Annotated in this window: 10 protein-coding genes; 6 read left to right on the top strand and 4 right to left on the bottom strand. The window is 60.8% G+C overall.

The window, feature by feature from the left end:
* Positions 1-267 precede the first annotated feature (267 nt).
* From SGJ19_09740 to rnr, 4 genes are all read right to left on the bottom strand, one after another.
* A complete protein-coding gene (locus SGJ19_09740) occupies positions 268-1,398 on the bottom strand; it encodes a DUF1559 domain-containing protein (protein ID MDZ4780521.1) in 1,131 nt (376 codons plus the stop codon).
* Between the two features lie 298 nt (positions 1,399-1,696).
* Positions 1,697-2,539 (bottom strand): sugar phosphate isomerase/epimerase, encoded by an 843-nt coding sequence (locus tag SGJ19_09735; protein MDZ4780520.1) that lies wholly within the window; start codon positions 2,537-2,539, stop codon positions 1,697-1,699.
* Positions 2,536-3,216, bottom strand: a complete 681-nt coding sequence (locus SGJ19_09730) for a hypothetical protein (GenBank protein ID MDZ4780519.1) — start codon at positions 3,214-3,216, stop codon at positions 2,536-2,538. The genes SGJ19_09735 and SGJ19_09730 overlap by 4 nt, the downstream gene beginning before the upstream one ends.
* A 224-nt stretch (positions 3,217-3,440) precedes the next feature.
* Entirely contained in the window at positions 3,441-5,822 is a 2,382-nt protein-coding gene (gene rnr, locus SGJ19_09725; GenBank protein MDZ4780518.1) for a ribonuclease R, read from the bottom strand.
* 594 nt (positions 5,823-6,416) lie between these two features.
* On the opposite strand from rnr, the gene SGJ19_09720 reads away from it, so the two are divergent.
* From SGJ19_09720 to nuoD, 6 genes are all read left to right on the top strand, one after another.
* The gene (locus SGJ19_09720; protein ID MDZ4780517.1) at positions 6,417-7,172 is read left to right on the top strand and encodes a class I SAM-dependent methyltransferase; all 756 of its coding nucleotides are present in this window, start codon (positions 6,417-6,419) and stop codon (positions 7,170-7,172) included.
* 45 nt (positions 7,173-7,217) lie between these two features.
* Complete coding sequence (locus SGJ19_09715; GenBank protein ID MDZ4780516.1) at positions 7,218-8,360, top strand: polysaccharide pyruvyl transferase family protein; 1,143 nt, start codon at positions 7,218-7,220, stop codon at positions 8,358-8,360.
* 158 nt (positions 8,361-8,518) lie between these two features.
* Positions 8,519-8,947 (top strand): NADH-quinone oxidoreductase subunit A, encoded by a 429-nt coding sequence (gene ndhC / locus SGJ19_09710; protein ID MDZ4780515.1) that lies wholly within the window; start codon positions 8,519-8,521, stop codon positions 8,945-8,947.
* Complete coding sequence (nuoB, locus tag SGJ19_09705; GenBank protein ID MDZ4780514.1) at positions 8,938-9,495, top strand: NADH-quinone oxidoreductase subunit NuoB; 558 nt, start codon at positions 8,938-8,940, stop codon at positions 9,493-9,495. The genes ndhC and nuoB overlap by 10 nt, the downstream gene beginning before the upstream one ends.
* A gap of 88 nt (positions 9,496-9,583) precedes the next feature.
* On the top strand, positions 9,584-10,081 hold the full coding sequence (locus SGJ19_09700) for an NADH-quinone oxidoreductase subunit C (protein MDZ4780513.1): 498 nt from the start codon (positions 9,584-9,586) through the stop codon (positions 10,079-10,081).
* A 4-nt stretch (positions 10,082-10,085) separates the two neighbouring features.
* A complete protein-coding gene (gene nuoD, locus SGJ19_09695) occupies positions 10,086-11,318 on the top strand; it encodes an NADH dehydrogenase (quinone) subunit D (GenBank protein ID MDZ4780512.1) in 1,233 nt (410 codons plus the stop codon).
* Positions 11,319-11,367: the final 49 nt, after the last annotated feature.

The following is an 11,367-nucleotide window of genomic DNA, read 5'->3' as shown; positions in this document are numbered from 1 at the left end:
CCGAACAACCCTTTCGCGTCCCAAGGCTGGGGCAATCGCTCGAAAGTGAGCAGTGTTTCCGACAAATCGATCGTCGGATCGAGTTTTCGCAATGCGCGGCGACCCATGTTGCGGAGTGCCCTTGAGAAGGGGAGCGGGAGGAGGAAAGGAGGCGCGTGGAAGGGATTCTACTTTACACTTCTGCTCCTTTACTCCTCCCCCCTCCAACAAAAAAAACGGCCGGCGCGTTTGCGCCGGCCGCTGTTTCAAGTTCTCATCGACTACGAATTACTCGCCACTGGTGGCGCCAGGTTCGCGGCCGGAGCGGCTGGCCATGGCTTGGAAGACGAGGATGTCGACGCTGTCGTTGATGAACCGTACCGAGCTATCGGCCATCGAGCATACCACGCCGCCGGAATGGCGACTGCGAGGCGAACAGGCGGATTGGTCGGCGTTGAGGCTCGAAGACTTCTTGCAAAACAGGAAGTCGCCGTTGTAGGCACTGCCGGTGCGTCCACCGCTGGGGTATGCACATGCTCCCATGACATCCAAGCCCTCGTTATTCGGCGGGAACTTGGCGGAAAATGACGAAGCGCCCATGGCCGGCGCGACCCAAACTCCTCGCAGGTCATGCTGACCGAGCGTCGGAGCGTCGTACGGGACAATCTCGCTGATGAACATCGTGTTCGAGGTACCGTCCTTGAAGTGCGAAGTCTTGCGACCGACGCCGTAGCCCATTTTCGGGATGCCGTTGCCAGATACGTCATCGGCCGTACTCTCGCCCTGCGCGCTGGTGAACCAGCGCTCTTTCATGGCGAAAATCGGCTCGGGCTGGAACGCACCTGCTTCGGTTGGAACAAGGAACGAGCCGTAGGTGAATTTGCCAAAGTTTGCGACGTAGTTCCCTTTCGACAAATTCTCCAAAGCCAACCCGTTCGAGGCGGCCGAGGTCCTCTGCACCGCGCGCTCCGACGTAGGGCATAGGAACGCCGTGGGTGTTTCCGTGCCAACGGCACCTTCCATATGCTCGCAGTCGTCACAGGCGCTCCACTCCGTGTTCATGCATTTGAGCGTGAACTTGTGCAACGCCGGCTGTTCGATCTGGCCCAGGATGTTCATGGCCCAGTTGGGACCGGCGCACCACAGGCCGCCAGGGGCTGCCGCTTGAGTACCGTATTGCGCACCCCAGTTCGGTTTCGTCTGGCAAATCGGCACGCCAGGCGGGAACGAGTTCTGGGTGGCCATAAACGTATGGCAGCCCAAGGTCAATTGCTTGATGTTGTTCGTGCATTGCGCACGCCGCGCGGCTTCGCGGGCGATTTGCAGGGCCGGTAACAACAGGGCGATCAAGATACCGATGATGGCGATCACCACCAATAATTCCACCAGCGTAAAGCCGGACGCTCTACGTCGTCGCATGACGCGGCTCCTTCGACTGCTCCGAACGGCAGCACTAAAATGAGAGTCAGAAATGAGTACGAAAGACACGGCCCCAGCGCGCGCCTGGACGAGACGGGGTGTCAGCCCAGGGTGGATGATTCGAACGAACCTGCTGGCCTCTCTCTGTGCCGCATAGTATGGCAATTGTTCGGCAATGATTCAAGAACTATTCACGAATTCCGCGCATTCCTCGAAATCCGCGGCTGGTCGAATTTCGTCGAGCGCCGCCCATTTCGTCGACAGATTCTCCCCAATAAGTAGGGATCGAAGCCGGACCCTACCCTTGACACCCGCGCTTCATGAACGCCAGGCCTTCGCGGGCGAGTTGCATCTCGTCCGTGAACATCCGCCGCCAGATCTTGGTGGCCGCCGCCAAGGCCGGCAACGCCAGTCCGAAGGCCTCGATCACGTACCAGCCGTCGTAGCCGATCTCCCGGAGCGCCGAGAACGACGTTTTCCAATCCACATGCCCCGCGCCGGGCGTGCTGCGATCGTTCTCGGAAATATGCACGTGGCAAATGTGTTTTCCAGCCGTCCGAATGGCCTGGGCGATGTCTTTTTCTTCGATGTTGGCGTGGAAGGTGTCGTACATCATTTTGCACGACGGGTGATTTACCGCCTCGATAAAGCGCGCCGTATCCGCCGCTGACGTCAGGAGATACGTCTCGAAGCGGTTCAGGTACTCCACGCCCAGCAGGACGCCGCACTTGGCCGCATGTTCGGCCGTGGCGCGCATTGAATCGACGCCCCATTTGAATTCGTCGTCGGTCGGTCCCTGGCCGGTGAATTCGCCCAGCGCCGAGTGATAGGGGCCCACGAGGGTCTCCGCCCCGACGGCCTGACAACACTCCAAGGTTCGGCGGTTCGCTTCCACACCGGCCTGACGGATCGCCGCGTCGGGACTAATGGGGTTGTCCGACGCGGTGCGCACGGTGACTGCGGTCCGCTTGAGCCCGATGGCGTCGAGGCGTTTGCCCAGCGCGGCGTAGGGGGCGGGATCCAAATTGAAAATCGGCAACTCAACGCCGTCGTAGCCCAGGCGCTTGATCTCTTCCAGGACTGGAAAGTGGGCCTCGGTTACGGTGTCAGTCCAGAGCAGCATGTTCAGGCCGAATTTCATCGCGTCAACTCCTCGCCGTGGATGGGTGTGGGGGCGCCTGCCAATAGCTCGGGAACACGTGCGGCGACCGCCACGCGCGCCGGAGCCAGGATTTCGCAAATAGTTTCAGGCAATGCCGGCAGCCCCACGCGACGCATCACCTGGTTCAGTCGGTAGCACAGTTTGGCATCGTCCGCGTAGTCATACAAGAATCTGGATTGGCGAAATAACTCGATGAAGCGACCCAGGCCTGTTGCCGGTCGCGGCGCTAGTCGGGCGACCCAGCGTTCAATTTCGGTTGGGTCGACTTGGTCGAGCGCGTCGTAATAGGCGTCCAGCAAGCCCGGCGATTGCTCATGGAGGACCGCGTCGAGCAATAGCTCGACCACGATGTGTCCGAGAAAACTCGGCCGCATGCCATCGTCCGGATTCAGTCGCTCGCGAAATGCGCAGGTGAGTTGCCAACTCAATTCGTAGAACGCCTGGGACTCGTGGAACCAGCCGTCGTCGAAATGATGCTGCGCCGCGCCGCGGGCGAACTCCGCCAGGGCGACGTCCTCGCTGTCGCACCACGGCAGCACATGCTTTGACCGCACCCGGCAACGGCGATCGACGACGTTTAGCCAATCCGGTAGCGCGGCGCCAGCCAGAAAGTACGGACGATCGACAAAGCGGTAGCCGTGCGCGAGGTAGTTCAAGGAGTTTGAAGTTTTCAGTGTTCAGTTTTCGGTGCTGGCGCCGGCCGCAATTGTCGGCCTGACATGGCGGCTAGCGCTCTGTCAACGCTTAATCTACGGGTGCGCGAGTGCCACTGACGGCTTGTCCGCCAGTGCGAGACGGAAGCTGAATGCCGAGTCAATTCCAGCACTGGCGGACAAGCCGCCAGTGGCACCCAACCCGAATTCTTAGAGTTGACGCTGCACTAGAGCGACTTGCGCCGCTTTTTCGGCTTCGCTTTGGGGGCATTTTTCTTATGGCGCGTCGCGTGACCACGTTCGCGCGGCTTTTTGGGCCCGTGCTGGGCGGGCCTTCCCGGCTGTTCTACGAGCGGCTTTCGCGGGCGGTGATCGACGACGCGGAAATCCAGCACGCGCCGGTCGAGATCCACGCGCGCGACTTCCACCTGGATGCGATCGCCCAGCCGATACGTGTTGCCCGAGCGATTGCCCGACAAGGTGTGGGACCGGCCGTCGTAGCGATAGTGATCGTCGGACAGCGAGGTGACGTGGATCAAGCCCTCGGCGGGGAGCTCGACGCCCATGGCAAACAGGCCATACTCCTCGACGCCCGTGACGACGGCTTCCATTTGCTCGCCGATTCGCTCGCTGAGGTAGTTTAACAGTTTGACCTTGGTTAAATCGCGCTCGGCGCTTTCGGCCGTGCGCTCGCGCTCCGAGCAATGCTCGCCCGAAATCACGAGGTCGTCGAAATCCTGATGCGGCTTGCGATGTGCCAGCATCGTGTCGATCAGCCGATGGATCGTTAAGTCCGGATAGCGACGAATTGGCGAAGTGAAATGGCAGTAGCAATCGCTGGCCAGCGCGAAGTGCCCCTCGACGGCCGGCCCATAGACGGCGCGTTGCAGTGAACGCAGCACCGCGTAGTTGACGGCTTGTTGTTCCGGCTGCCCTTCGACACGCTTCAAGACAGCCTGCATCTCGAAGCGGCTTTCCAGGCTCTCGGTGGCAATCCCCAGGGAGTTGACGAATTCCGTTAGGGCCTTGAGCTTGCGCGGATCGGGCGCCTGATGAATTCGCCGCAGGAACGGCCAATCCTTGGCGTGGATCATTTCGGCCACCGCCTCGTTGGCGGCCAGCATGCACTCTTCGATGATCTGGTGGCTCACCGTGTTTTCCACGCGATGCGCGCCGATCACGCGACCTTGCTTGTCGAGGTCGACCTTCACTTCGGGCATCGACAGTTCCAACGATCCGCGCTGCATCCGCCGCGCCCGCAGCAGCATCGCCAGCTCGTGCATGAGCGCGAGCAATTGGTGTACGACGGGCGTCAATTTCTCTCGCCAGGGCTCTCGATCGGCCAGATAATCGTCCACTTCCTCGTAGGCGAATCGCCGGCAGCTTTTGATCGCGGAGCTATGCACCTCGCTGTGCGTCGGTACGCCTTCGGCCGAGAACTCGATGAAGCACGTTTTCGTGAACCGCACGCGATCCGGTTGCAAGCTCGCCAGGCTGTTGGAGATGATCTCCGGCAGCATCGGAATCACGCGGTCGGGCAGGTAAATGCTCGTCGCGCGGCTGTAGGCTTCTCGATCCAATGCGGTCTTGGGCTTCACGAAGTGCGACACGTCGGCGATATGCACGCCCAGGCGCCAGCCGCCATCCTGTGTCCGCTCCAGCGAAATCGCGTCGTCGAAATCGCGCGCGTCGATGGGATCGATGGTAATGATTGTCGTGTTGGTCAGATCGAGCCGACCCTCGGCGACTTCCTCGACGAACGCCTCGGCCTCTTCGCGGGCGTTTTCCAACACGTCATCCGGAAAATCTCCGGGCAAGTTGTATTCGTGGATGATCGACAGCGTGTCGACGCCTGGCTCCCCGCGTTTGCCAAGGACTTCGGAGATCACCCCTTCGCCGTCGCGCGCGTGCGATGGGAAGCGAATCATCTCGATCACCACTTTGTCATCCGGCTGCGCGTTCTTCGCTTCGGGATCGCCGACGAACACCGGCTGCGCGAAGAGCGTACCGTCGACCTGCACGAACCCGGAACCTGCGCGTTCGAAGTACGTGCCGACGAAGCGATGCGTGTCACGTTCGAGCACTTCGACGATCGCGCCGCGCGGACCGAGCCCGCCGCGCCCGCGATCGAGCATTTTTACGAGCACCAGGTCGCCGCTCGACGCGTCGCCGGCCATATCGCCGGCAATGTACAAATCTTGCATCGGCAACCCGTCGGGCAGCGCCGAGCGCGGCCGAACGAAGCCGAAGCCTTTTTCCTTGCGCCGAAAGGTGCCGATTACGCGATCCGACGGCGCCGCGTCGGGCGCGACGGCGTCATGTTGTTTCTTCTTTTTCTTGGGCGCTTCCGCGACAGGCTCGTCGTCGGCCGCCACGTCCGCGGAAATGGCCACGGCTCCTGCGGCGACGGGTGGGGCCTTGCCAGTGAATTTGACAAAGTGTTTCTCGCCATAGGCGAGCTGTCCCGCCTTGACGAGCTGCCGAATCGCACGGCGCAGTTCGCCGACCTGATCCTCGGTGAGTTCAAGCTTCTTGGCGATTACTTTCGGCTTCACGGGCCGATAGTTGGGCCGCTGGACGTATTCCAGCAAGCGCTGTTGAACGGACATTTCTGACATGAGTTCCTAGTTTCCAGAATGCGACTGGCGCCAGCACAAAACTGCGCGGCCCGCCGTCGCGGAGTGTTTTATTGGAGTTGTAGCCTGGAATTCTAGCAGAATTCGCGCGGCGGCGCACCGAGGCAGAGCCTTCACCAAGACTCAGTTGAAGTGCGGATTCGGCGTCAGGCAGAAGCCGCCAAAGGGTCTTGATAGGACCGATGGAACGTCGCGTTGGCCGACCGAGACGCTGGGCTCTCAATCGATTGCCAGGTGGCAGTTCTACGCCCAGGGTTCCGCCAACAATATCTGCGGCGAATGGCGTGGGCTCGATTTTGAGTCGCCAAAGGGAGTTTAGCCCGCAAATAGCCAGACAGCGACTAACGGCGAAACGCCTCAATTCACGCATTTCGCCCGGCCGTCCAACTCCCGCCGGGCCTGCATCTTAAGTATAGCGACAATCGGCCAAGGCCAAGCGAATGAACATTGACCTGAACCCGGAGGTTTTACTATTCTCCCGCCCCGGCCAGGGTGTGAAAGCCCCGGCGGGCGGCTCTCGCGCGCCTTCGTGCGAGGACGATGTGACCAATTCGGGGATTTCTCAGCGTGTCGACCGTTTCCGCCGAAAATCGCCAACATCGACCGAACGCCGCCGTGGCCAGTGGCTATTGGGAAGCCAAGGCCGTCGCCTACGACTGCCTGCATGATCGACTTCGCGAAATGCTCAGGGTGATCGCCCAACGGCGGCCGGCGAGCATTTTCGACGTGGGTTGCAGCACCGGCGAGGTGGCCCGCGGCGTGACGGCGCTGCTGCCGCAGACGCGCTACTTCGGCTGCGATATTTCGAAGACGGCCGTCGCCAAGTTGGGTCGCCCCAACGTCGTGCAGTGCGACCTGAATGTCGATGGTGTGCCCTTCGGCGATCAACGATTCGATTGCGTCGTGGCCTCCGGCATTTGCGAGTATGTCGCGGACCAACAGAATTTGTTGAGCGAACTCGCGCGACGATTGACGCCCAGCGGCGCGCTGCTGGCGTCCTACGTGAACATCGATCACATCGCCCGGCGCTGGCGACGCTGGCTCGGCAAGCGCCCGCGCGACAACCACACCTGGCAGACGCTTGTGCCGTTGACGGAATTCGCAGGCTGGCTGCAAGACGCTGGGCTCCGCATCTTGGAGCGTATTCCCACGCACGGATTCATCTCGCGCACAAGTGAACTTGCGGATCGTCTCTATCCGACGCGGCATTTATGCAAATGGGCGCCGGGACTCATGAGCCTGCTGGCGCCGCAGGTAATTTTTGTCTGTGAACGAAGTGAACAGCCCTCAGCGACGCCGAACGTGATTCCCGCCGGGCGCTAACGCTTCCGGCTCCAATTCCTGGCATTTGATACCTGGCTCATTCCCATGCATCGCGTTCTGGCCTTCATCAATCCGAAATTGTCGACGCGCAATGTCGGGGATTTGTTCATTGAGGACGCGGTCAAGCGGATCCTGTCGTACGACGCGGCGGAGAGCATCGACATCGATCCGCGGCAACCGATCACCGATCAACACATCGCCGAGATCAATCGTTGCGATGCGGCCGTGATTGTCGGCACCAATCTCTGGTACCGGCAATTGGCCCGGCCGGGACGCTGGTGCTTCACGGCCGAGCAATTGAAGGCGATCCGCGTGCCGATCATTCCCTTGGGAGTCGGCACGACGCGGCACGTCGGCGAAGACAACGCCTTCGACGACGATACGCTCGAACAACTCCGGATCATTCACGACTCCTGCCATCAGGCCAGCGTGCGCGACGAGCGGACGCGCGAGGCCCTGGCCGAGGCCGGGATTCGCAACGTCACGCTGACCGGCTGCCCCACGCTGTACCGCAGCCTGGCGGCGCAATGGACCATGCGTCCCTTGGACAGCGAGCGTCCCGTGGGTGTCTCTCCATCGCGAATGAACGCGTTTCCGGTCCGGGCGACTCCCTATTCGGCGCTAGGCGTGCAGCCCTATCGCCGCGAAAACCACGTCGCACTCACGGTGCGCAAAGGCCAGCGCCGCAACGTGCGGAGCCTGGTGCAGATCCTGCAACGCAAACGGTTTACGCTAACCGTGGCCGCGCAACAGGACAAAGACCGCTTCCTCGGCTGGGGCATCCCCTGGTTCGCGCCGAGCGTCCCGACGCTGTACCGATACGACCTGGCCCCCTATGTCGACCTCGTGGAACGCTCGTTCGGCGCCATTGGCTGCCGACTGCACGGCAATATGTTCCACCTCTCGCACGGCAACCCGGCGGTGTTTCTGGCCAATTGCTCCCGGGCGGAATCGTACTGCCAGACGTACGGGCTTCCCTATTACTACTGTCCGGACCACGAGTCGCTGACCGCAGGGCAGTTGAATGAGGCCGTGGAACGCCTCGGCGATCGCGGCGAATACACCCGATTCGCGGAACGCTACGCCCACTTCCACCGGGTGCTCGGCGACACGCTCGTCGCCAACGGGCTGGAACACCGCCTGAAGCAGGCGGAGCCGGCCAAACAGTTTTCGCGGCGAGCCGCTTAAAAAGGGCGGTCCATCGTCGGCGTCTTGACCATCCCGCGCACCATCGTTACCATGCTGGCATTCATCCGACGCTGGTCGGATTTTTTTCGGCCCGGGCTTGTGAAAGCATTCACAAAGTGCCTGGCGTCGAATGACAAGTCATTGCAGCACAAGACTTTATGCAGGACGCAGCGGTCCCACTTCTGCTCTTTGTTTTGGCTAGCACCGGCCTGGGGCTGGCCTTGCTAGCGGTAGGGAAGCTGCTCGGGCCCAAGCGGCAGTCGGCCGTCAAGCAGATGCCGTACGAAAGCGGCATGGATCCGATCCATGATACGCGGCGGCGGTTTGATATCGGCTTCTATCTTGTGGCGATCGTCTTTCTGGTCTTCGACGTGGAGTTGCTGTTCCTCTATCCCTGGGCGGTCGCCAGCCGAGCTGCCGCCGCGCCGGGAGTGATGAGCAGTCAGCCGCTGGGGATCGACGGGGCGGTGGCCGCGGGCTGGGTGGATGGTCGCGGTCTGGTCTTCACCGAAGTGATGATTTTCATCACACTCTTGGCCGCGGGCCTGCTCTATGTCTGGAAAAAAGGGGTGTTCCGATGGCGTTAGAGCTCCCCGAAAACGTGGTGGTGAGCAAGCTCGACTCGCTGGCCAACTGGTGCCGGAAGAACAGCCTGTGGCCGATGCCCTTCGCCACGGCCTGCTGCGGCATCGAGTTGATGGCCACGGGGGCGAGCAAGCACGACTTGGCCCGGTTTGGCGCCGAGGTGTTTCGGTTTAGCCCTCGGCAGTGCGACTTGATGATCGTCGCTGGCCGCGTGGTGATGAAGATGTTGCCGGTGCTGCAACGCATCTGGCAGCAAATGCACGAGCCGAAGTGGTGCATCTCGATGGGCGCCTGCGCCTCGACCGGCGGCGTGTTCGACACCTATTCGGTGGTGCAGGGAATCGACCGCTTCATCCCCGTCGATATGTACATCCCTGGCTGCCCGCCGCGGCCGGAGCAACTGATTCAAGCCATCATCGACCTGCAAGACATGATTCAAAACGAAGGCACGATCACCGGCGAAGAGTTCGAACTGAAATCACGCCAAGCAACGAAGCGGGCGCTGATCGAACTGCCAGTGATCCAAAGGCCCATGCATTTGTTGAGATAGGGAGGAAGTTTGAAGTGTTCAGTGTTCAGTGAAGACGCTGTGCCGAAACACTGAAAACTGAACACTGAAAACTTCAAACTAAGAAAACATGCTCAAAACTACCACGCTCGAAGCGATGTTAGCCGCGTATCCGGAGCTTGCCGTGAGCGAGTTTCGTGGTGATACGCGCGTTGTCGCGTCGCGTGGAAAGCTGTTTGAGACCTTGCAGTGGTTCTTGTGCCAGCGTGGGTTCGATTTGCTGGTCGATATCACCTGCGTCGATTACTTGAACTATCGCGACGCCAAGGATCGCTTCGGACTCGTGTACTTGCTGGCTTCGACCGAGACCAACGAGCGCATTACCCTTCGCGTGTATTTGAATGAACCGGAGTTGAACGTCCCCAGCGTCGTCCCACTTTGGGAAGGCGCCAACTGGATGGAACGCGAAGTCTTCGACATGTTCGGCATCGTGTTCGATGGGCATCCCGATTTGCGACGCATTTTGATGCCCGACGAGTTCACGGCTTACCCCTTGCGCAAGGACTACCCGTTGCAAGGACGCGGGGAGCGTCATAACTTCCCCGTGCTCCGACGCAATCAGGCATGACACGATGGCGCCAACAGCCGCACCAACATTTCAAACGATCGACTTGGCGCATGATGAGCCGGTCGACTACATCTGGACGCTGAATTTCGGCCCCCAGCATCCGGCGACGCATACCACGCTGCGCCTGGTGCTCAAGCTCGACGGCGAACGGGTCGTCGACGCCATGCCGGACATCGGCTACCTGCACTCCGGTTTCGAGAAGATCGGTGAACATCTGGATTACAACCAGTATGTCACCGTCACCGACCGGATGAATTACATCTCGCCGTTGGCGAACAACATCGCCTGGCACGGCGCGGTGGAAAAGCTGCTGGGCATGGAGCTGCCGCCGCGGGCAAAGTACATCCGCACGATCCTGGCGGAACTCGCCCGCATCAGCGATCACTTGCTCTGCAACGGCGCCGTGGGGCTCGATACCGGCGCGTTCACGTTTTTTCTGTACGGCTTCTATCAGCGCGAAGTGTTATACGACATCTTCGAAACGCTGTGCGGCGCCCGCTTCACGAACAGCTACACGCGCGTCGGTGGCGTCTCGCAAGACTTCACGCCGCTAGTGATCGAGAAGATCCGCACGTTCTTGAAGACGTTCCCGAAGACGCTCGAAGACATGGAGCGGTTGCTGAACCGCAATCGCATCTTCGTCGACCGCACCAAGGGCGTCGGCGTGTTGACGAAGGAAGAGGCCACGAATCGCAGCGCCACCGGGCCGATTGCCCGCGCGAGCGGCGTGACGCGCGACCTCCGCAAGGACGAGCCGTATCTCGCTTACGCGGATCTGGACTTCAAAGTCTGCTGCATGAAGTCGGGCGATTGCTTCGCGCGTTACCTCGTGCGGATGGCCGAGATGCGCGAGAGCTTGAAAATCGTCGCTCAGGCATTGGAAAACCTGCCGAGCGGACCAGTGAACGTCGGCCAAGACGAGCGAACCGCGTTGCCGGATAAGGGGCTTGTTTACCGATCGATCGAAGGGACTATCTCCCACTTCGAACTGACGATGACCAACCGAGGCTTCGAGACGCCGCACGAAGAGTGCTACAGTGCGATTGAAGCCCCCAACGGCGAGTTGGGCTTTTACCTGGCTGGCGACGGCACCGACGTGGCGTACCGCGCGCGCTGCCGCCCGCCGTCGTACATTCATTTCGCCATCTTTCCGCACCTGATCCGCGGCCACACGTTATCCGACGTGGTGGCGGTGCTGGGAAGCTTGAACGTGATCGCGGCGGAGTTGGACCGATAGAGGAAGTGATGAGTGATGAGTGATGAGTGATGAGTGATGAGTGATGAGT

Source organism: Planctomycetia bacterium (assembly GCA_034440135.1).
Lineage (GTDB): Bacteria > Planctomycetota > Planctomycetia > Pirellulales > JALHLM01 > JALHLM01.
The sequence above is the reverse complement of the archived record's forward strand: the minus strand, read 5'-3'. Positions and strand labels throughout refer to the sequence as shown.

What these genes read in the sequence shown, in the direction of transcription:
- nuoD (MDZ4780512.1), top strand. Translation starts at nt 10,086, where the DNA reads ATGGCGCCAACAGCCGCACCAACATTTCAAACGATCGACTTGGCGCAT.
- SGJ19_09740 (MDZ4780521.1), bottom strand. Translation starts at nt 1,398, where the DNA reads ATGCGACGACGTAGAGCGTCCGGCTTTACGCTGGTGGAATTATTGGTG.
- rnr (MDZ4780518.1), bottom strand. Translation starts at nt 5,822, where the DNA reads ATGTCCGTTCAACAGCGCTTGCTGGAATACGTCCAGCGGCCCAACTAT.
- nuoB (MDZ4780514.1), top strand. Translation starts at nt 8,938, where the DNA reads ATGGCGTTAGAGCTCCCCGAAAACGTGGTGGTGAGCAAGCTCGACTCG.
- SGJ19_09735 (MDZ4780520.1), bottom strand. Translation starts at nt 2,539, where the DNA reads ATGAAATTCGGCCTGAACATGCTGCTCTGGACTGACACCGTAACCGAG.
- SGJ19_09700 (MDZ4780513.1), top strand. Translation starts at nt 9,584, where the DNA reads ATGCTCAAAACTACCACGCTCGAAGCGATGTTAGCCGCGTATCCGGAG.
- ndhC (MDZ4780515.1), top strand. Translation starts at nt 8,519, where the DNA reads ATGCAGGACGCAGCGGTCCCACTTCTGCTCTTTGTTTTGGCTAGCACC.
- SGJ19_09715 (MDZ4780516.1), top strand. Translation starts at nt 7,218, where the DNA reads ATGCATCGCGTTCTGGCCTTCATCAATCCGAAATTGTCGACGCGCAAT.